Raw genomic sequence first — 21,766 nt, 5'->3', positions numbered from 1 at the left:
AGGAAGGTCCATTTATGCAAGTTTATACAGCTCCTAAATTAAATAAAGTCAAGGTGACATCTGACTTTTGGAAGCGTTATCGAGAACTCGTTGTCAAGGAAGTATTACCTTATCAATGGAAGGTAATGAATGATGAGGCTGATATCTCCATTGCTGAAGATCCACAAAATAATGGTCAGGATAAGAATAGTCATGCCGTTGCCAATTTAAAGATTGCGGCCGGTGAAATGAAGGGCCACCATTATGGGTTCCCATTCCAAGACACCGATGTTTATAAATGGTTGGAAGCTGCTGCATATTCATTTGGCTACCATCCAAATCCTGACTTGAAGAAGATTACTGACAATCTAATTGATTTAATCGCTAAGGCACAAGATGACGACGGTTATCTGTCAACCTACTTCCAAATTGATGCTCCAGAACGTAAATTCAAGCGTCTTCAACAATCACACGAACTATATACAATGGGTCACTATATCGAAGCCGGCGTTGCTTATTACAACGCTACCGGTAATGAAAAAGCTTTGGATATTGCCAAGCGAATGGCTGACTGCATTGACAATAACTTTGGTTTGGAAGAAGGCAAAATTCCGGGATACGATGGTCATCCTGAAATCGAATTGGCATTATCGCGTCTGTATGAGGTAACTCAAGACAAGAAGTATCTTGACCTGGCTCACTACTTCCTGACTCAGCGTGGACAAGACCCGGCTTTCTTTGAAAAACAAATCAAAGCAGATGGTGATAGTGTTGATCGTGACCTGATTCCTGGGATGCGCGATTTTACACGGGAATATTATTTAGCTGCGGAACCAATCAAAGATCAAAAGGTTCCTCACGGACATGCTGTCCGGGTTGTCTATCTTTGCACAGGAATGGCCTATGTTGCTCGTTATACAGGTGATAAAGACTTATTAGCTGCTTGTGATCGTTTCTGGAACGACATTGTTAAACGCCAGATGTACATTACCGGTAACATTGGCCAAACAACGACTGGTGAAGCCTTCACTTACGACTATGATTTGCCTAACGATACCGATTATGGCGAAACGTGTGCTTCGGTTGGAATGTCATTCTTTGCTCGTCAGATGTTAAATATCCACGCTAAGGGTGAATATGCCGACGTTTTGGAAAAGGAACTCTTTAACGGTGCCTTAAGTGGCATGTCGCTTGATGGTAAACATTTCTTCTATGTGAACCCGTTAGAGGCAGATCCAGCTGCAAGTAAAGGAAATCCGGGCAAGTCACACGTCTTGACCCACCGCTGATTGGTTTGGCTGCGCTTGCTGCCCAGCTAACCTGGCACGTTTAATCGCATCAGTTGATGAATATCTTTACACTGAAAGTGGCGACACAATTTTGTCACATCAGTTTATTGCTAACGACGCTGAGTTTGATGATGGCATTAAGGTTTCGCAAACCAACCACTTCCCATGGAGCGGCGATATCCATTACGAAATCGAAAATCCTAACGATGCTTCATTTAAGTTCGGAATTCGGATTCCAAGCTGGTCAGCCAGTTATGAATTGAAAGTAAACGGTGGCGCAAAGACGCTTCCCGTAAAGGATGGTTTCATCTATCTTGATGTTGATGGTAAGTCATTAACGCTTGATTTGAAACTGGACATGAGCACCAAGATTATGCGGGCTAACAATCGGGTCAGCCATGACTTCGGTAAAGTTGCTGTTCAACGCGGACCAGTGGTTTACGCTGCTGAACAGGCTGATAATGAAGCACCACTTTGGCTGTATCAAGTTTCACCAGATGCCAAGACGGATTATCACTTCGATGAGAAGCTGCTTGATGGTGTCGGCGTCGTTAAAGTTGCCGCTAAACGTGAAAAGCTTGATTCTGATGAAGCTAACTTGTATACAGAAGCTAAATCGGAAGAAACTGAAAACGTTGACCTGACGATGATTCCATACTATGCATGGGCTAATCGGGAAAATGGTCAAATGAGCGTTTGGTTAAATAGATAGTGTTAGTATCAAAAAATATGTAAACTGCAAAAAAAGTAAGCAAAGGTTTGAAGTCATTGAACCTTTGCTTACTTTTTTATAATTATTTTGGATTTGTTAAGTTGGCGTGTTTATCGGTAAGTTAAGAGCGCCTGGCTACAAAAAAACAACGGGAGAAATTTTTGAAAAAGGGCTCACACGTGAAGATAAAAGAAGTGATGACTGTTGGTACGGTAATGCAATTTCAATTAACAAATGGGAACTATATTAGTGCAAGCAAATTATTGCCTGATTTTTAGTTCTTCTTAACCCACAATAGTGAAACAATAAGCTGAATTGCCGCTATCACCGCTAATACAATAAAGGTGACGTTAATTCCTGAACTATTTGCGATAACTGGACCGTTGTGAGTTGTCAGGTTGGTGACAAATTGCATAATTGAAACGGAAACCGCTGTTCCAATGGCACCAGATATGGTACGTAAAGTTGTTAATAATGCCGTTGCATGAGATGTGAACTTGGTATCCAATGTGCTAACACTCCAAGTAACAATTGGCATCATGACACAAGATATGGAAACTAAACGGATGATCCATACTAATACAAGGTATAAAATTGAGGTTTGAACATTTAAATGGATGGTTGTTAGGCAGCTAATCAGCATTGCAAAAGACCCTAGGATTGCCAGTGGTCGAATGCCAAATTTATCATAAAGCCGACCGGTTATTGGACTTAGAATGGCCATTACCAAGGAGGCAGGCAGCATAATTAATCCAGAAGTGGTTGCGGATAAATGATGAACGCTTTGAATGTACAGTGGAAAAAGGGTTGAACCCGACATCATAGCAAAATATAGTAATATACTGATAATAACCGCAATCGTAAACTGTTTGTTTTTAAAAATTTTCAAGTTTAGCAATGGCTCAGAAATATGAAATTGTCGATATGCAAATAGACATCCGGATAGTAAGCCGATGATAATTGGCAGACCAATTTGTATACTTAAGAGTGGTCCGGAACCAATGTTACCAAAGCCAACTAAAATTCCCGAAAAAGAAATGCTGCTCAGTAGCAATGACTTTACATCCAAGGTTGTTTTTTCTGTAGGCAGAACGTTTTTTACAGCTAAAAAAGCGAATAAAATGTCAACAACAGTTAGTAGTAACCCTGCCCAAAAAATGAAGCGCCAGCTAAAAGTATCAATGATCAATCCGGTAACTGTTGGTGCAACGACCGGCGCAGCGCTTGCAGCCAACCCATAAATGCCCATCATCGTTCCCTGTTTTTCTAATGGGTAAATAGTTAAAACAACTACTTGTGTGAGCGATAACAGGATGCCACTTCCCATCGCCTGTAAAATTCGACCGATAAGTAATATGATAAATGTTGTTGCAGTGGCGGATAATAACTCACCAATCCCAAATAGTGTCATGCTGCCAATAAAAAGCCATTTAGTAGGGATTCGCTTTATTAAGAAGGTTGTTGCTGGAATCATGATACCCATTGCTAATGAAAATGCACTGGTTAACCATTGACCCGTTTGAGCCGAGATTGAAAAATCCGCAATAATTTTAGGTAGTGCAGTTGTTAATGCGGTTTGCAATAATGCTGAAACCACAGTTCCAATCATTAAGGCTAAAAACAATAAATTTCGAGTACGATTTTTACTAACAAGTGTTTTATCCATTATAATTTGCTCCTTAAACTTATAGAATAAGAGCAATTTACATTTATTTTGTTTAACACTTGTTTACAAAGTATTGCTGAAATGTTAAAAGAGAACATGTGGCTGTATCTGAAAGACGCTATGAGGTTGGAATTTTAACAATAAATTGGGTACCCTTATTAAGCTCACTGGTAACCGTGATGGTGCCATTAGCCAGCTCAACAATTCTTTTAGTTAGCGCCAGCCCAAGACCATTGCCTTCTTTAATGTGTGAAATATCACCTTGATAAAATTTATCAAAGAGATGTTTTAAAGTTTCTTCTGTCATTCCGACACCATTATCAATGATTGAAATAACAGCGTAATGCGCCGTTTGAGTAGCACTAATAATTAATTTACCATTTTTGTGAGAAAACTTAATTGCATTTGAAAGTAGATTACGCCAAATGATTTCAGAAATATTTTTATCAAAATTAATGATAATTTTATCATCAAAGTTGGCATGGACATCGAGTTGTTTTTCGTCAATCTTTGTTTCGAAGGATAAAAGTGATTCACCTAGTTGGGCAGTTAGATTGTATGGTTCTTTATCTGGAATAATTTGCTGGTTTTCAAATTTATTTAACAATAAAATATTTGAAACAGTTTTCGCTAGGTTGTTAGTTGCGGAAATAATTTCATTTAGGTAGTATTGGCGGATATCCGGTTTTAAATTTGGATCTTGTAAAGCAGTTGCGTAATTTTGGATCACGGCCAGTGGTGTTTTTAATTCATGTGAAACGTTTGAAATAAGATCCGATTTCATTGTTTCGAGTGTTCCCAGCTCGGCAACCATTTTATTGAAATCAGTTATCATTTGAGTCATGTAATTTTTTTGATGACCACTAATCGTGGTGTCGATATAGATGGAAAAATCGCCTGCTGCTACTTTTTTAGCCGCTTTTGATAACTGCTGCATTGGTCGGTCAAACGCACGGTATTTTTGGTAGGAAGTGAAGGCACAAAAGAAAAAAGCAATAATTAACCAATAAATAATGATAGGGGCCGAACGAGAGAGCAAATCGTGGAAGGTTTTTAAGCCGAAAAAGATGCCAGGTAGACTGGCAATTATAATTAATACTAAAAAGGTTACGAAAAAGTTACGAATTGTTACCCGATATAGACTTTTTCTCATTTAATCACCGCCTTATAACCGATTCCATAAATTGTTTTAATCTGAAAGGCTTGCACATTATGAAGTTTATCGCGAAGCTTTGTGATATACACGTCAACGGATCTTGAAGTGGAATTGCTGTCGAATTTCCAAAATTCATCCATTAATTGTTCGCGAGAAAAAGCTTGGTTGGGATAGGAAAGTAATTTATAAAGTAAATTAAATTCGCGGGCAGTCAGCGAAATTTCTTGATGATTATTTGTTGCGGTCATTCCCCGTTTATCTAAAACAAATTGATCGATTTGAATTCGATTCTGTTCCGAAATGTTTGCTCGGCGCAGAATTGCTTTGATGCGCCAGATAAGTTCCGACATATTAACTGGTTTTACGAGATAATCATCGATCCCCAGTCGGAAACCAGTTTCTTTGGATAGCAGATCATCCTTAGCAGTCATGAAAATAATGGGCATGTCTGAATTGATTGCTCGAATTTTACTTGCAAGTTGAAAACCATCCATTTTGGGCATCATAATGTCTGAAATGACTAAATCAATCGACTGTTCAAATAACTGTGTCAGTGCATCAAAGGCATTTAAAACACTCACAATATCATAGGATTCTTGGCGTAAGGTAGCACTTATAACCTTATTCAAACGTTCGTCATCTTCTACAATTAAGATTTTAACCATGCCTGATCCTCCTTGGATTACTTTATTGGGTTAGTATTAATCGACTACTTTTCTTGGCGATCCTGTTGAGCAAATCATATTTTTCTTCAATTTCAGGCCGCATCTTGTGAGTGTATTTTTGGAATAATTTAACGTAACTAAAGTAAGAAATTATCCAACCAGCGAATCCTAATATGCCAAGAATAACACTTACCCCAATAATCTGTGCCTCTAGTGTAAAGACAGACCCAGCCATTAATGCGCAGCCAGTAAGACCTATTAAAATTGCAGAAAATGTTGGAATGAAGTTTTTCTTTTTTTCCAAATAGTCGATTTCTTTAATGGTTGCTTCAAATTGGTGAAAAAGGCGAGTTAATTCAGATTTGTTCATCATTTCCCGATTCCTTTTGTAGTGAAGAATGACAACATTACGCTTGTGAGCTACTTTTTCAATATCGATAAACAGCCAACCAAAATTTGGTAATGCGTCTAGATAAATGTTTTTATATTTTGAGTTTGTAGAAATGTCCAAATAGTCGTATCCAATAAAGTGATGTGTGTGATTGTTCATTGCAATTGTCCCCATTTCATTTAATTATCTTAATAATAGTGGATAATTATTGGCAAGTTGTTGAGTAAATGTTGCCAAAATGTTAGAAAAGTCGCCATAACGGAAATGATCACCATATCTCAATTTACTTAGGGTAATAGATTTAAGTTAAAAAGAATGGTTGTGTATTATTGCCTTAAAAATTAGGAACAAGTTAGATATCGTTGGACAAAAACAGTAAAATATTTGGTCGGAAATCAATACTTTTTTTTACCATTATAGCCCTTATGAATGGTGAAAAAAACAGGTAATATAATAATTGTAAACGATTTCATTTGAGTCGTTTGAAAAGGGTTTTTTAATACTTGGAATGGCAGGCTGTGGTGAATTATTTAAATATGAATTTCAGTGTTATCAGAGATATGTATTTGAACCTTATATCACCCCGTGTTACACTATCCAAGTTATCAAAACGAATAGGTAGGCGTTATTTCTGACATGGCGTTAATCGAAACCCCATTCGACACTATTCGTGATAATAAAATTGGTACTAGTTATTGTTTTGCAAGACAATGACTGGTGCTTTTTTATTAGGAGCATTTTTAATAAAGAATGCTGAAGATTGGTCAAATTATTAAATTTTAGCCAAAAATAAAAGGAGTTAGGCCTAATTATTTATCAAGTTTGTGGCTAGTGTTAAACTAAGGCAGTATATTTAATGAAAAAGAAGCTAAATGAACAATAATTAAATTTGTAAAATTTAGCATGTTAATGGGTGATAATAATGACAACAATTAAAGATGTTGCAAATGAAGCTGGTGTTTCAATATCGACAGTTTCACGAATTTTAAATTTTGATGAGACACTCTCGGTCGGCGAGGACACCCGACGGCGGGTTTTGGAAGTGGCCGAAAAATTACAGTATAAGAAACGTAATAGGCGGGTGCATAAATCTGAGAATCAGATTGCTATTGTTCAGTGGCATACTGATAAGGAAGAGCTGTCTGATTTATACTATCTTCAAATTCAATACGGTATTGAGAATAGAGCTGCCAATCTTGGAACTGCTGTTGAAAGAGTTACATATGAATCAATTGATAAACAGCGGATTAAGAAGTTTGACGGGATTATTGCCGTGGGTAAATTTGATAATACTGAAGTAACCCAACTTAAATCATATGGTTTACCGGTGGTTTGTATTGGTGAAAATTATCTACCTTATAACTTGGATTGTATTCGAAGCGATTTTGAGTCACCGGTTAGAAAAATTATCGATCGGTTTATTCAAAATGGAATTGATGATATTGGCATGATCGCCGGAGAGGAACTTACAGTTACCGAAAAGCAGGGCGTTCGTGATCCCCGGGTAACAACGTTTAATCAGTACCTGAAAAGCAAGGAACTTTACAATGATAAGTTTATCTATCAGGGACCCTTTGGACCGGAATCGGGTTTCAATTTGATGAATCAGGCGATTGAAGAGCTGGGAGAGAAGCTTCCCCACGGCTTTATGATTGGCAGTGACGCAATGGCTGTCGGTGTTTTAAGAGCGTTACAACAGCATCATATTGATGTTCCAGGCAGAGTTAGTTTAATTAGTTTTAATGATGTTGCGATTGCCAAGTATACCAGCCCAGCGTTGACAACGGTACACGTGCACACTGAATTGATGGGTGAGCGGGCACTTGAACTATTGCTGGAACGGATCAAGAATCCTAAAAAGATTCCTGAGTTAATTATCATTGGAACGGAATTAATGCTTCGGGAAAGCAGTCTTTAGAAAATGAGTTTATCAATAAGATCGGTACTAATCAATGTATTGGACATTGGTTGATGCCGACTTTTTTATTTTGGAAAAGGGCGATCTTTTTATTTTAGGTATTAAAAACGTTCTTCGACAGATGATTTTCGAAAAATACCAAAACAGTCCAAACAGAAAAGATACAAGCTTGGGGGGTGCAGGCCGATATCGAACGGAAACTGAGGTTGAGAAAGGCTAGTATGTTTTGGATGCTATTAACTTGCTTGACCGCAAGACCTCGATAAAAAGCGGCTAACCGTAACAGAATAACGTCCTGTTACGGTTAGCCGCTTTTTATCGTTACTTAGTTTCGTAGTTCCTGATTTTGGGTGGCACATAGGTTGTCATGAAAGTGTAGATTTTATCTAAAGAGGTCGAAAATAGCAACTTATTGCGATCATTTTTTGTTAAGAAGTCGTTTTCAACCATTTTATCAAACATGGTTTTCAGCGGGTCGTAATAGTTGGCAACATTGTAAAAAACACATGGGTTGGGATTGTTTCCCAAGCGAGCCCACGAAAATGCCTGTGACATCTCTTCCAATGTACCGATTCCACCGGGGAGCGCAATACAACCATCGGAAAGGGCCATCATCTGTTCCTTTCGCTCGGACATATTTTTAACAACTGTCAGCTCGGATAGCTTGGCTAATTCGACCAGTTCAGCACCTCGATCAACTAGTTCTTTGGGCATGATGCCATGAACCTGGCCGCCACGTTCAATAACTCGTTTGGAAATGGTGCCCATTAAACCGATGCCACCACCACCATAAACCAATTCAAGATGATGGTCGACCAGCCAGTCACCGAGTTTGATGGCGGCTTGAGCAAAGGCGGGATTATTGCCGGAAGAGGCGCCGCAGTAAACAGCAATTCGTTTCATAGCTAAAAAATCCTTTCTTTGGAAATTGAAATAATTGTAATGTGCTTATTATATATCAGTTGCTTGAATTTTAAATAGCGGGTTTGTTTTTTTATTGTCCTATAATGATATTAACGATATTAAAGAGGAGTGATCATTTGAATAAGCGGATAACAGCATTACAAACAACGATTCAGGGATTAGGCTTGGATGCCTTTTTGATTACCAACGCCCTTAGTTTGAAATATCTAAGTGGCTTTGACGGTTTGGATGGTGACGGCTGTCTGGTTGTGACACCAGATGCAGTCACGCTAATTACAGATGCCCGCTATCAAGAGGCACTGGAACAATCGTTGCCGAAATCCTTCCAATTGGAAATTACTCGGGATTACTATCAGGTTGCCCGAAAGGTATTGGCTGATCAAAAATATCAAAAAGTGGGTTTTGAAACGTCTGCGAGTTATGAGCTATATCGGACCCTTTATCAGCTTTTTGGCGAGAAACTGGTTCCGGAAAACGGCTTGGTTGAAAAGCAGCGGGAAGTCAAAGACGCAAACGAGGTTTCCGCTTTGAAAAAAGCCACCGCCTTGGCAAGTGACGGTTTTGCGGCGCTATTAAACTATGCTGCGGTTGGCCAAACGGAACGTGAGGTTTCCAATTGGCTTAATAATTGGATGTTGGTTCACGGTGCGGAAAAGCCAAGTTTTGATACAATTGTTGCCAGCGGTTATCGATCCGCATTACCTCATGGTTCTGCTTCGGATAAGCAGCTTCAGCAGGGCGATATTGTGACAGTTGATTTTGGTTATTATGTGGACGGGTATACTTCCGATATGACCCGAACCTTTGCATTGGGCGATCCCGGGGACGAATTAAAAAAGGTGTACGACATTGTTCGTGAGGCTCAGGAAAAAATGTTTAATGTTATTAAACCTGGTGCTAATGGTCAGCAAGTCGACGCGGCTGGACGTGATTATATTGATCAACAGGGATATGGCAGCTTCTATAACCATGGCAGTGGCCATGGAATTGGCTTGGCGATTCATGAAGGCCCCAATTTTGGTCCCAGATGGCAGTCAAATGTCATAACTGAAAGTAACGTGATGACCGTTGAACCGGGGATTTATTTGCCAGATAAAGGTGGCGTTAGAATTGAAGATGATTTGTTAATCACCAAAACCGGGTATCAACGACTGACCACTGCTAATCGAAACTTGATTATGCTGTAATTCCAGCAGCCAAATTAAGCAAAATAGGTTGACGCATTGAAAATTGGCGGTACAATATAAACAATCTGTGTGATGCGACTGTGATTGAATGAGTAGTTGGTTTGCTTCTGTTTAGAGAGCTGTCAGTTTAGGTGAAAGACAAGCCGGAGGCGCTGATGAATATGGTTCAGGAGTCGAAGACAGCCAAGCTGAATGGTGAGGTAAGGCTATCGTGGTGGACTCAATATCGTCCGTGGTTATGTCAATAACCAAGTGAGGGGATTTTTGTGAAAAAATTCTAAATAAGGGTGGTACCGCGATTTATTCGGCCCTGATTTAAAACAAACGTTCTTAAAACCGACTTGTTTACGCAAGCCGGTTTTATTTGTTCATGGGCAGTTGGATTGTCGCAGAAAATATTTATTCCAGTGAATTGCAATTTTTCGAAAGGATGTTTTTTATGAAATCAGGTAAACGTACGAAAGGGTTGTCGGTTGAGGCAGTTGTTGCAACCGGTGTCGGAATTGCGATTGTGTTTCTTTTGAAGCGCTTTTTGCCAATTCCAACGGGTGTTCCCAATACAACAATTGATTTGGGAGAAGCGTTCATTGCGTTTTTAGGATCAGTTTTTGGTCCTGCAGTCGGCGCACTGGTAGCCTTTTTTGCCCATCTGTTTAACGATCTTTCATGGGGTGATCCTTGGTGGACGTGGATTGTCGCTGACGCTATTTTTGGCTTTTTTATTGGGTTCAGCCAGCGCTTCTTAAAGTTGAAGACAACGCCGCTTACCAAGAAGAAGCTGTTTCAATTTAATTTATTGCAAGTTATCGCTAACGTGATCTGCTGGGGGATTATTGCACCGCTTGGAGATATCCTGGTCTATTCGCAGCCGGCGGGAAAAGTCTTTCTTCAAGGTATTACGGCTACCGTTACTGATATTTTATCTGTCGGCATTGTTGGGACACTGCTTATTTCCGCGTATGCCAAAACGCAAACCCAAAAGAAACGGTTGACAAAGGATTAGCTTATGAATAAACAACCGATTATTCAATTTTCAGACGTTTCGTTTCAGTATCAAAACCAGGATGCTGCGACACTGCAGCATATTAATTTGGCGATTCAAAAAGGCGAAAAAGTATTCATTACCGGGCCATCCGGTTCTGGGAAGTCGACCCTTGGCAATTTAATTAATGGCGTCATTCCCGAGGAGTTTTCGGGTAGGCTGACGGGACGGGTAACAATTAGTGGGCAGCCCAAGTCAAAACTGGATTTAACCGATCTTTCCTTTGTTGTTGGGACGGTTCTTCAGGATCCGGATGCACAATTTGTTGGATTAACGGTTGCTGAAGACATTGCGTTTGCCTTGGAAAACGACGCCAAACCGGATGATGTTTTGCATCAAAAGGTCGCAAAGTGGGCCCAGCGGCTGAATTTAACGACGCTATTGAAAAAGCATCCCCAGGACTTATCTGGCGGTCAAAAACAGCGGGTTTCCTTGGCTGGTGTTTTGGTTGACGACGAGCCGATTTTATTACTTGATGAGCCGCTTGCCAACTTGGATCCGGCAGCGGGTCGTGATTCAATGAAGCTTTTAAACTGGTTGGCCGCACAACAGGATTTGACAGTTATTATCATTGATCATCGGATAGAAGAAGTTTTGCAGATTCCAATCGATAGAATGATTGTTTTAGCAGACGGCCGGGTGGTTGCTGATGAGACCCCTGATCACATTCTAAAGCAGGATTTGTTACTGAAGCATGGATTAAGGGAGCCGCTTTATGTCACGGCTTTAAAAAATGCCGGTGTTAACGTTAAGCAAATAAATCATTTGAGTAATTTGGAAACGCTGAAGCTTTCGCAAATTAATCGGGATCGACTGGTACAATGGGCGGCTCAACAAGACAATCTTGTTAAGAAAAGTTCACGGCTGCCAATTATTTCCCTGAAGAAATTGACATTTGGGTATCCCAGCGAGCCAACAATTTTTAAAGACTTCAGTTTAACAATTAATCAGGGAGAGATGGTTGCTTTGGTTGGTAAAAACGGGACCGGCAAAACGACCCTGATTAACCTGATCACTGGTTTTTTAACACCGGCAGGCGGTCGTCTTTATCTTGGTAAAAACGATGCCAGTGGTGATTCGGTTAAGCAGCGGGCTGATCGAATCGGTTATGTACTCCAGGACCCCAATCAGATGATTTCAAAAACAATGATTTATGATGAAGTAGCCTTGGGGCTTGAACTTCGGGGGATTGATTCGGAAACTACTAAGAAACGGGTTTTCGAAACACTAAAAATCACTGGCTTGTATCCATATCGAAATTGGCCGATTTCGGCTTTAAGTTTTGGTCAGAAAAAACGGGTCACTATTGCGGCTGCGTTGGTACTGCGACCGGAAATTTTAATTTTAGATGAACCAACAGCTGGTCAGGATTTAGCCCATTACTCACAAATGATGGCGTTTTTGGAAAAGCTTAATCGACAGCGTGACACAACCGTTATCATGGTCACGCATGATATGAATTTAATGATGGCCTACGCTGATCGGACGATTGTATTGGACCAGGGGCAAATTTTGGCGGATGCTTCTCCGGCTGAAGTTCTAACTAATTCGGCGGTTATCGAAAAAGCCCACTTATCGCAATTAAGCCTGCAGGTATTAGCCAAAAAGGCCGGCCTGGCCGACCCAATCGGTTTTGCCGAAAAGTTTATTTCAGCAGAGAGGAGGCATCTGGATGATGAATCAGCAAATCTCGTATGATGTGGGCAAATCTCAAGAAAATCGTTGGGTGACTCGATTAACCGGTATGACTAAAATTTTGGTGCTGCTGAGCTTATCGATTATCGGCATGGTTAGCTACGATACCTGGTACTTAATTGTTCTAACCGTATTTGCGGTTCTTTTTTATCAATCGGCACACTTAAAGTGGCATCAGGTTCGCGGGTTGCTATACGCAATTGCGGCCTTTACCGCACTTAATTTGATTTTGGTTTATTTATTTAACCCGGCATACGGCTCGCAGGTTTATGGCAGCAGCCACATTTTAATTGGGCGTGGCTTTTTTGCATTAACGTGGGAAGAGTTGTTCTATCTGCTGAATATGTTGTTGAAGTATGTTTTTATTGTGCCACTGATCTTAGCGTTTCTGTTTACAACTAATCCTTCCGAACTGGCTGCCGGCATGAGTCGAATTGGTTTTCCATATAAAATCAGTTATGCGGTCGAATTATCATTAAGATATATTCCGGATGTTATTCGGGATTTCAAACAGATCAGCTTAGCTCAACAAGCTCGTGGTTTGGAAATGTCGAAAAAAGCGGGTTTGTGGAATCGACTCAAACGGAGTACACAAATCTTAATTCCGCTTGTTTTCTCTTCTATGGATAAAATTGAAATAACAACTCGAGCCATGAAACTGCGCCGGTTTGGTACGAAACAGCGGCGGACGTGGTATATGACGCAAAAACTGGGCAAAATTGATTATCTTGTTTTGGTAAGTACTGGCTTGTTGATAGCAGTTGGGATCGGTTTGTTTTGGGTTGATGGCGGCCGCTTTTATAATCCGTTTAAATAACTAATTGACGGGAATTAGAGACAAAAACAGCTAATAAAGAGACGCGCGCTGTAATACGTTATTAGTATCAGGTGATTTGAAAAAGCCTTGGCGGCATAAGATAATGATTGAAAATAGTTACTGAACGTGACGGGATGCTTTTTGTGAACGCAAATTGACAATCATTCCGTCTTTTTTCAGCGGAAATGCTATATAATGATCTCACTGCGTTAAAGATCAGCTTAAGCCAGCTGCCGGGAAACAGTGCTAATGCCAACTTTAAGTGATTTATCAAAGTGATTGAAGTGGAGGAAAGTTGTTTTGCGGAATTCGAAGGTTAAGGGCATTGTGCTGGCGATTTCAGGGCCTTTGTTATGGGGAATATCGGGGACAACTGCCCAAGCGTTATTTACCAGTGAAACTGTGAGTGCAAACTGGTTGGTGTCTGTACGAATGTTGATTTCAGGGGTACTACTGGTTATCTATGGATTGATCACCGAGCATAAGCAAAGTTTAACGGTGTGGTCCAATTGGCGGGACGCAATTTATTTAATCTTTTTCAGCTTTATTGGTATGGCGGCTTCGCAATATACATATTTTAAAGCGATCGATTATGGGAATGCCGCGACAGCCACCATTTTGCAGTTTTTATCACCGGCTATTATTATTGTTTATTTAGCGTTTAGTACACGAAACTGGCCGCGCAGAGTGGATATTTTATCATTGGGGATGGCACTGACGGGGACAATTTTGTTAGTTACTCATGGGCAACTAACGACATTGGCAATTCCAATGAAGGGGCTTTCATGGGGGCTGTTAACTGCTGTTAGCGCGACCTTGTATACATTATTACCTCGAACGTTATTGGCAAAATATGGTTCCATTCCAATCGTTGGCTGGTCAATGTTAATCGGCGGGGTTGCCTTTAGTGGTTACTATAAAATCTGGCGTCATTTGCCGGTATTTAGCTGGGAGTCCTATGCCAGGATTGGATTTGTTGTTATCTTTGGCACGATGTTAGCCTATTTATTCTTTTTGGGAAGTTTGCAGTTTATTATGGCTACAACAGCCAGCGTACTGGGGTGCTTTGAGCCGTTGTCGGCAACGTTTCTGTCCGTTATTTTTCTGGGAGTTCAATTTGGTCTTCCGGAAACTGTGGGGGCTGTTTTGATTATTGGAACGGTTTTTGTCCAGTCATGGGCAACTATGAGGGTACTGCCGGCACCCGAAAGTCCTGATCAAATTAAAAAATAAATTAAAGAACAAAAATGAGCGGTCACAACGATAAGGTTGCGACCACTCATTTTGTAAGGACAATTATTTACCAGCGCATAATGCCAGCATTTGAAGGACGCTGCCCTGATAACCGGCGCCAAATTGCGATAAATGAAACATCAGGTAGTAAAGCTGGTAAAATGGGAGTCGATTAGCAGAGCCCCTTTCCAATGGATATTCGGTTTTGTATCCCTCATAAAAGTCCGTAGTGAAGCCTCCAAAGACGTGGGTGATACCCAAATCAAATTCCCGGTCCCCGTAAAAAACGGCCGGGTCAATAAAGACAGGTTTCCCATCCTGGTTAAACATAAAGTTGCCGGACCATAAGTCACCATGAAGAAGCGAAGGTAAGGGGTGGTAATCTTTCATAAGCTTCTTAAAGACTTTGATTGCCCTTGCATAGAGGGTTTCCATTTCCGAGGTCCATAAATTGCGTTGTTGAATGAGTTTCTTTAGGGCTGCCAGCCTTTGGTTGACAAAAAAGCTTTCCCATTCCGGCTGCCAGGTGTTATCAGCTGTGTAGGTTCCCATTGTAAAGTTTTCATTAAACCCGTATTGTTTATTGGGACTTCGGCGTTTATGCAGCTTAGCAAGCTGTCTGCCCATCTCAAATTGGTCGCCCGCCGGCTGATGGTTAACGTAACTGAGCAGCAGGTAGGCGTCTTTGCCAAAGGATCCCCAAGCGAGAACTTTGGGTGTTAGAACGGTTTGTGCCAGCAACTGCAAACCGGTAACTTCATGCTTGAAAAAATCCTTTGAATGATTGGGCTGAATAAGTAGAAAATAGCGGCCGCCATTTTGATCTGTTAACTTAAAGGCCTCATTAATATCACCACCACCGACAGGTCGATCATGCACAATCTTCGGAATTGGTAATTGATCGAGTAATTCTGGATTCATGATAGCTTTCTCCCCCTTTTTGTATTATGGTCTTATCGTATCACGGACTGTTTTCTAATGGTTAATCCACAATATTAAATTTTCCTTTGAATTGACAATCGAATTGCGTTAGAGTATGTGTAACATTTACATATAGGGGGATGAAGAAGTATGTTTGATAAAATAGGTCAGATTATATTTAATAATGAAATTGTGGCAAAAGCCAGCGATTTTAATATGGGAATTGAGGTTGAAACAATTCGAATTGATGCTTCTGGCAGGTTGACAAAGGAGGCATATCCCAAGGCATTAGGAAATCAGCGTAAGAATCATTTTATAAAAACGGATGTTTATCAAATTCAAAGTGAAGTGATTACACCGGCCACACGAAAATCGCTGGATGCCATGCATTATTTGATGGCGCTTAATGATACGCTGAGAAATGCTTTGGAACCAAACGAAATGTTGTGGCCGTTGAGTATGCCGCCCATTCTACCGAAGGACAAAAAGAAAATTCCAATTGCCGACGTTGAGCCTGAGCAGCGGGCTTACTATGAGCGTTGGATTGAAACCAGAAGTGATACGCAAGGGATTCCTGTTGGGGTTCACTTAAACGTCAGTGTGAACGAGACCGTCTTGAAAACGGTTTGGGAAGTTGAAAAAACTAAATATGATTCCTATTCGGATTTTGTTAACTATGTTTATATAAAAATTGCCCAGGGATTTGTTTACTATCGTTGGCTGATTACCTATTTGTTTGGGAACAGTCCGATTGCCGAAAAGAACTTCTTTAAACCCGAAGATGACCAGCCAGAACATCAGGTGCGCAGTATTCGATCATCAAATTATGGGTTGACGTCCGAGGTTAAAAAGGATTATCGCTCGGTTGCCGATTATGTTGAAAATATTGAAAACAACATTAAAAACGGCACATTGTTCAGCGAGGCTGAGTATCATGCCAGTGTCCGGCTGAAATCGGATCATGACGGCTTAACGAACATGGTTAAAAATGGGGTGGATTACATTGAGTTGCGGATGCTGGACCTTGACCCGACAACTGCGTTGAGTATTCGGACAACTACTATCAGATTCTTTCGGATTATGTTGAGCTACTTTATGATGACACCGCCGATAGCAGATTCTGATAAGATTAATTTGAAATTGGCCCAGGGGATTTCCATGAACGAAGTAGTTGCGTTGGAGAACCCTTATCAGCAGACAATATATCATCATGAAGCCCAGAACTTCTTAGATAAGCTGCAGATGTTTGGTGCCACTATTCAGTGGGGGCCGGAATATCAAGAGGTTTTGGATACAATGCAGGATCGATTGGATAATCCTAACCTAACGCCGGCAGCTACGCTTTGTGATCATGAAGTTGACGGTTCATTAATGTCTTATGGTTTGGCAATGGCCAATCGTTATCAAAACCGGGCTCATGAAAATCCACACCCGTTTACCGGTTTTCAAGAGCAGCCGGATATGACTGCCAGTGAACTTCGACAGCGGCTGTTTGGTGTAATGGGGAAACCTGAAAATTTGTGAGTTTAAATAGTTGACGGCTTAGGTCGGCTCGACTTAAGATTTTGAATAACTATCGCACCCCAACTTAAAAAGTGTTTTGGCAGATAAAATTGAACCTTTTGATTTTCAAAGGATGGCGGTCTCATGATTAGAATGAAAAGTGCCAATTATATTGCAAGTTTAATTAATTCGTTTGTTGGCTTGGAAGTGGAAACCCATCGAATAAATGGGACAGGTGGTCTTAGTAAGCATCCTTATCCAACGGGATTGTTGGATGAGAAGAAGCATCACTTTATCAAGAATGACTTTTTGGAAACCCAATCAGAGTTAATCACACCGCCCGAGTTAAATACGAAGCAGGGCTTGACGGATTTGGGTGCCTATCATCAGGCATTGCGAAGCGAGCTTGCGAGTAGTGAATATTTATGGCCTTATAGTATGCCGCCCAAATTGCGGTCCGATCATACCGATATTGAAATTGCGCAAACCGATTATAAAAACTACATCTATCGACAAAAAGTGGCCAAACTTCGAAAAATTGAACGAACGGCAGAAACCGGCGTTCACGTCAACGTTGGGTTGACACCGGCAGCACTGCAGTTAATGGCTGAAGACAGCACTCCTGAAAACTTGGATAATTTATACCTTCAGGCCGCGGTTGGCTTCATGACGCATCGCTGGTTGTTAACGTATCTTTTCGGTGCAACACCGGTTGCGTTTAAAAATTATTTTTCATCGACAGCAACTTCACCTAAACGGCCCGTTCGTTCGATTCGAAATTCAAAACTTGGCTTTGGAAATGGATTCATAGCAAGTTACCGAAGTGTTTCTGATTACGTAGATGATATTGAAGCCGCGGTTCGCGATCACAAAATAATTGCGGAGCGGGAATACTATGGAACGGTTCGATTAAAACGAACCCCGCACTTAACGGATCTGTTGTCCGAAGGCATTCTTTACATTGAATTGCGGATTTATGATCTCGATCCATTTGCACCGCTTGGTGTTTCAGCCGACGCGGTTAATCTGGTTCGACTGATGTTTGCATTTTTTGCGAGCAATCAGCCGTTTAATTTGGATCAGGTAAATGAAGAGATTCAAGTGGCGGCTGATAAAAATGAAGCTGTAGCAATGGAAAATCCTTTCGCAATAACGCAATTTCATGATCAGGCGGCAACCTTTATTAACAAACTAAAAACGTTTAGTCTGGGAATTTCACTGCCGTTTAATGCGCAACAACTTTGCTTGCGAATGCTTGAAAGAATTGATAATCCGTTACTGACACCCAGCGCTAGACTGATTAGCTGGACCAATCGGGATTCTCAGCAATTATTTGAGAAACTGTTGCTAATGGCCAAATGCTATCAAAGTGACTTTTTAACCCATCCTGTTTATGGTTTTGAGGACCGTTCGGCTGCTGAACAGCAACGAATTTTGCAGCAGTTGAAGATGGGAAATCAGCTATCTTCAAACTGACTAAAAAAGTGTCATCCAAATTTTGGATGACACTTTTTTAGTAGGCTAAGTGCGACTTTTTTCAGCTACCTTTTGGCTTCTTTCGACAAAATCCTTGAATAGCTTTTTGGAATCGTCATAGTGCTTGAAGATATTTTCAGGATGCCATTGAACGGCTAAAATTTGGTCGCTTTTAATAGATTCGACACTTTCGATGACCTGATCATCAGCCGGGCAGTTACTTTCAAGTATGGTGCGACATCTTTAATGGCTTGATGATGTCGTGAATTCACATATGGCCGGCCGCCGATTAGTTTATATAGTTTACTGGTGGGGTCGACAGTAATATGGTGTGACGGCATATTTCCCGGAGCCTCTTGAGAGTGTTTTAAGGTCGCGTGCAGGTCCTGAGACAGATCTTGGTATAATGTACCTCCCAAGCCGACATTAATCAGCTGAAGGCCTCGGCAGATACCCATAATTGCTTTTCCGGCAGTAACTGCCTGCTTCAATAATTCGATTTCAAAGAGATCTCGTTTGAGGTAGGTTGCTCCCAGTTTTTGAAAAGGCTCTTCGCCGTAAAATGTCGGGTCCACATCCGCGCCGCCCAGAAAACAGACGCCGTCAAAAAGGGTCATGTAGTCCCGGACATCCTCGGGGTTGACGCTTGGGAAAATAACGGGAACCCCACCTGATTTAACAATGGCTTCAATTGCCGGTCTGGGGGCAAAGGCAGCGTTTCTTTCATTAATAATATTGGTTGCTTCAGCGAGTGTATCGGCTGGCAGTGCGATTCTTGGGCGCAAAGTAATTCCTCCTCGTATTTGTCTTCGTTAATTATTGATTTCGTCATTAGTCTGGTTGATTGCTGCCCATTATTGTACCCTAAAAAGAAAATTTTGGACAAAACTTGACTCGAAACCATTTTTTAGATTTAATCCTGATTTTTATCCTGGTCAGGTTCCCAGCTGCCTTGAAATAAGTTATGTTTTAAATCATTGGCCGAAATTTTTCGGTTGGTTTCAAAACCTTTAAATGGTCGAATCGATTGTAAAGCCGAAGCCTGATAATGTTTAGCACGCCGTAAAGCATAATCAGTTAAAGAATGGTTTTTGATATGCGTAATCATTTTAGCGCTCGGTGTCGATAGTGGATTTTCGACGCGATCCTGAAGGTCTTCGATTTCTTCCTGATATTCGGGGCCAAGCTGAATTTTATCAGCGTACATTTCCAAGCGCTGTAAGAAGGCTCTGGCGCTGGCCTGATATTTGGAAACGTCATTTGGATGTTCTTCGGAAACCGCTTCGTTTATTTTATCAGCCCTAGCGACGACGGCATTGACCTGTTCGGGTTTTAACGCGGGTGACATAATGAAATAACTGGCCATCAGCCGGAAGAAACGCAGTGTATTTGTTCGAATGCCAACCGAACTGCTGGGATCGAGGTCAAGCATCCGCAGTTCCAAATATTGAACACCGGTTTTTGGTAGTTCTTTCAAGTTTGTGTTTCCTTTATATCTGACCGCACCGTGGAATTCATAATCGGAAATTAGTTTCCCCTCGGCGACGCCCTGTTCAATTCGGTTAACGTATCGTTGAATGTTTGTGTAATCGCCAGTAAATTTATTGCCAAAACCGTATGAGCTTTGACGAATACTTCGAATGGGTGCTTTGGGACCCACCCCTTCGTCAAAGTAGTTTGCTTCGGCGATTGGGCTGGCACCGAATAAGTAAGTAATGACCCACCGATATCGCAGGAAGCCTTGGGCAATTTTGGCATAAAGATAATTTTGCAGATCCAACTCGGAATCAAATTGATCATGCATGTGATCATAGACCAAGTTGAAAACATGGGGATCAATACTTAAATTGATGTGGGCACCACAAGGGGTTCCTTCTGAAAAGCCATGTCGCTTCAGCCATTCTTTTAAGTAGGCCTCTTTCTTTGGCCCCATCTTGGCTAAAGGAATTTTGCTTTTATCCTTTGGCAATCGTGGCGGCATTGATAGCGGCCACAATAGTTCTCCTGGAGAAAGTGCAGTCCGAAGCGCGTTATTGATACCATACAAATAGTGCATGGCATCCAAAGCGTGGGCGGCCGGCGGTGTGACGACCTCTGACATGGTTTCCAGGAAGTCATTTGTAATCCAAGGGTTGATCTTTTCATCACCGGCTCCTGCAGGATAGGGTTCCTGACTTAACGCACCGGTTTCATCAACTCGTTGCATTTCGATTTCCAAGCCCATTGTAAAATCGGAGGTTTTTGCGACAGCTTCATTATCAAAAATTAGTTGACCAATTTCACTAAACATCTCAATCTACCTCCTAAGAATCATTTTAATCATTAAAAAACGATGATAATTAATGATAAGATACTAACACTATTATAATCGAACTTCAATAAGGGTGAGTGATTAAAGCCTGACTTGAGTTGCCGTTGCAATTCACTGAAAAAAGAAGGTAACGATTGGATTGTCGTTACCTTCCGTTAAATTACAAAATTATCTTTATAGCAACGGCTTTTGCCAAAAATGTTTGAAGAAACCGCCTGCTTGTTTTTCGGGTTTGGGAATGAGCTTTACCTTGGGTGTTTCACCCATTTGCGAACTAGCGGCTTGGTTGTTTGCTTCAGTTTGTTCTTTGTCGAAATAGTCCGGATCCAAATTACGTTCGCCGATTTGAGATGGTTTGGTGAGCGTTGCGACGGCCGTCGATGAACCAATTTGCTGTTGTAAATCGGCAACCTGTTTTTCGACCTTTTGAGTGCGCTGCTCAGCGACTAATTGAAGACGTTGTGACTGGTCAAGTAGCCGGTTAGTGTTTCAATTTGGGTCTGTTGCGCTTTTACCCGGTCATTTAAAGACACCAATAATTGGTTTGCCGAAGTGTCGGTGGTTTTGGTTTGACGGGACTGTGGGTTTGTCCGGACACTTTGAGATGTATTTGGCCGGATCGCGTTTTCCACGGCGTCTTTGGCTGCTTGGTCAAAGTAAAGTGTCTGACCTTTCTTATATGCTTCTTTCAGGTTGAGTCGAGAGATTGTTCGATAAATCCGCATTTTATTAACGCCGAGGTCATCAGCAATCTGTTTCATTGTCCAACCCTGTTTTTCCTGTTCACTCAATTGAATCACCACCGTTATGTTATGTATCGTTACGTTACTGTTTTCAACTTTATTATACATTAAAATCTTGATAAACGACAATTAATTATA

General features: G+C 41.0%; 17 protein-coding genes and 2 pseudogenes. 10 read left to right on the top strand and 9 right to left on the bottom strand.

The window, feature by feature from the left end:
- Window positions 1–14: 14 nt before the first annotated feature.
- Together JCM14108_RS03525 and JCM14108_RS16075 are read left to right on the top strand one after the other, a co-directional pair.
- Window positions 15–1,980: pseudogene (locus JCM14108_RS03525) on the top strand (glycoside hydrolase family 127 protein).
- Window positions 1,981–2,111: 131 nt separating this feature from the next.
- Window positions 2,112–2,258, top strand: a complete 147-nt coding sequence (locus tag JCM14108_RS16075; protein WP_369385522.1) for a DUF5776 domain-containing protein — start codon at window positions 2,112–2,114, stop codon at window positions 2,256–2,258.
- Here JCM14108_RS16075 and JCM14108_RS03520 read toward each other — a convergent pair.
- The 4 genes from JCM14108_RS03520 to JCM14108_RS03505 all read right to left on the bottom strand — a co-directional run bounded on the left by JCM14108_RS03520 (window position 2,255) and on the right by JCM14108_RS03505 (window position 6,017).
- Window positions 2,255–3,646 (bottom strand): DHA2 family efflux MFS transporter permease subunit, encoded by a 1,392-nt coding sequence (locus tag JCM14108_RS03520; protein ID WP_035178453.1) that lies wholly within the window; start codon window positions 3,644–3,646, stop codon window positions 2,255–2,257. The two genes, JCM14108_RS16075 and JCM14108_RS03520, sit on opposite strands and share 4 nt — an antisense overlap.
- Window positions 3,647–3,764: 118 nt before the next feature.
- Entirely contained in the window at window positions 3,765–4,799 is a 1,035-nt protein-coding gene (locus tag JCM14108_RS03515; protein WP_051995997.1) for a HAMP domain-containing sensor histidine kinase, read from the bottom strand.
- On the bottom strand, window positions 4,796–5,467 hold the full coding sequence (locus JCM14108_RS03510) for a response regulator transcription factor (RefSeq protein WP_035178452.1): 672 nt from the start codon (window positions 5,465–5,467) through the stop codon (window positions 4,796–4,798). Before JCM14108_RS03510 ends, JCM14108_RS03515 begins: the two co-directional genes overlap by 4 nt.
- A gap of 22 nt (window positions 5,468–5,489) precedes the next feature.
- Window positions 5,490–6,017, bottom strand: coding sequence for a hypothetical protein (locus tag JCM14108_RS03505; protein ID WP_035178451.1), 528 nt, complete (start codon window positions 6,015–6,017; stop codon window positions 5,490–5,492).
- A gap of 763 nt (window positions 6,018–6,780) precedes the next feature.
- Between JCM14108_RS03505 and JCM14108_RS03500 the strand changes: the two genes are divergently transcribed.
- Window positions 6,781–7,776 (top strand): LacI family DNA-binding transcriptional regulator, encoded by a 996-nt coding sequence (locus tag JCM14108_RS03500; RefSeq protein WP_035178450.1) that lies wholly within the window; start codon window positions 6,781–6,783, stop codon window positions 7,774–7,776.
- Window positions 7,777–8,097: 321 nt separating this feature from the next.
- Here the strand turns inward: JCM14108_RS03500 and JCM14108_RS03490 are convergent, their stop codons facing one another.
- Window positions 8,098–8,679 carry an LOG family protein gene (locus JCM14108_RS03490; protein WP_035178448.1) on the bottom strand — a complete coding sequence of 194 codons (582 nt, stop codon included), beginning with the start codon at window positions 8,677–8,679 and terminating at the stop codon, window positions 8,098–8,100.
- A gap of 137 nt (window positions 8,680–8,816) precedes the next feature.
- On the opposite strand from JCM14108_RS03490, the gene JCM14108_RS03485 reads away from it, so the two are divergent.
- The 5 genes from JCM14108_RS03485 (at window position 8,817) to JCM14108_RS03465 (ending at window position 14,674) form a co-directional block, all read left to right on the top strand.
- Entirely contained in the window at window positions 8,817–9,887 is a 1,071-nt protein-coding gene (locus tag JCM14108_RS03485) for a M24 family metallopeptidase (RefSeq protein ID WP_035178447.1), read from the top strand.
- 439 nt (window positions 9,888–10,326) lie between these two features.
- Window positions 10,327–10,890, top strand: a complete 564-nt coding sequence (locus JCM14108_RS03480; protein WP_035178464.1) for an ECF-type riboflavin transporter substrate-binding protein — start codon at window positions 10,327–10,329, stop codon at window positions 10,888–10,890.
- Window positions 10,891–10,893: 3 nt separating this feature from the next.
- Complete coding sequence (locus JCM14108_RS03475) at window positions 10,894–12,627, top strand: ABC transporter ATP-binding protein (protein WP_035178446.1); 1,734 nt, start codon at window positions 10,894–10,896, stop codon at window positions 12,625–12,627.
- The gene (locus JCM14108_RS03470) at window positions 12,605–13,441 is read left to right on the top strand and encodes an energy-coupling factor transporter transmembrane component T family protein (protein ID WP_035178463.1); all 837 of its coding nucleotides are present in this window, start codon (window positions 12,605–12,607) and stop codon (window positions 13,439–13,441) included. Before JCM14108_RS03475 ends, JCM14108_RS03470 begins: the two co-directional genes overlap by 23 nt.
- A 300-nt stretch (window positions 13,442–13,741) precedes the next feature.
- On the top strand, window positions 13,742–14,674 hold the full coding sequence (locus JCM14108_RS03465; RefSeq protein ID WP_035178445.1) for a DMT family transporter: 933 nt from the start codon (window positions 13,742–13,744) through the stop codon (window positions 14,672–14,674).
- A gap of 63 nt (window positions 14,675–14,737) precedes the next feature.
- Here JCM14108_RS03465 and JCM14108_RS03460 read toward each other — a convergent pair whose 3' ends face one another.
- Entirely contained in the window at window positions 14,738–15,595 is an 858-nt protein-coding gene (locus JCM14108_RS03460; RefSeq protein WP_035178442.1) for a fructosamine kinase family protein, read from the bottom strand.
- A gap of 150 nt (window positions 15,596–15,745) precedes the next feature.
- Here JCM14108_RS03460 and JCM14108_RS03455 point away from each other — a divergent pair, with 150 nt between their 5' ends.
- A complete protein-coding gene (locus tag JCM14108_RS03455; RefSeq protein WP_035178439.1) occupies window positions 15,746–17,119 on the top strand; it encodes a glutamate--cysteine ligase in 1,374 nt (457 codons plus the stop codon).
- A gap of 123 nt (window positions 17,120–17,242) precedes the next feature.
- Window positions 17,243–18,574 carry a glutamate--cysteine ligase gene (locus tag JCM14108_RS03450; protein WP_035178437.1) on the top strand — a complete coding sequence of 444 codons (1,332 nt, stop codon included), beginning with the start codon at window positions 17,243–17,245 and terminating at the stop codon, window positions 18,572–18,574.
- 45 nt (window positions 18,575–18,619) lie between these two features.
- Here JCM14108_RS03450 and JCM14108_RS03445 read toward each other — a convergent pair.
- The 3 genes and pseudogenes from JCM14108_RS03445 to JCM14108_RS15070 all read right to left on the bottom strand — a co-directional run bounded on the left by JCM14108_RS03445 (window position 18,620) and on the right by JCM14108_RS15070 (window position 21,676).
- Window positions 18,620–19,359 (bottom strand): annotated as a pseudogene (locus JCM14108_RS03445) (gamma-glutamyl-gamma-aminobutyrate hydrolase family protein).
- A 128-nt stretch (window positions 19,360–19,487) separates the two neighbouring features.
- The gene (locus tag JCM14108_RS03440; protein ID WP_035178434.1) at window positions 19,488–20,864 is read right to left on the bottom strand and encodes a glutamate--cysteine ligase; all 1,377 of its coding nucleotides are present in this window, start codon (window positions 20,862–20,864) and stop codon (window positions 19,488–19,490) included.
- Between the two features lie 467 nt (window positions 20,865–21,331).
- Window positions 21,332–21,676: a helix-turn-helix domain-containing protein gene (locus JCM14108_RS15070; RefSeq protein ID WP_237745700.1), complete on the bottom strand. Its 345-nt coding sequence runs from the start codon at window positions 21,674–21,676 to the stop codon at window positions 21,332–21,334.
- Window positions 21,677–21,766: the final 90 nt, after the last annotated feature.

It is taken from the genome of Lentilactobacillus farraginis DSM 18382 = JCM 14108 (assembly GCF_000583655.1).
In the GTDB taxonomy this organism is placed as follows: Bacteria; Bacillota; Bacilli; order Lactobacillales; family Lactobacillaceae; genus Lentilactobacillus; species Lentilactobacillus farraginis.
Note: the sequence above shows the minus strand (reverse complement) of the source record. Positions and strands in the feature narration are given on the sequence as shown.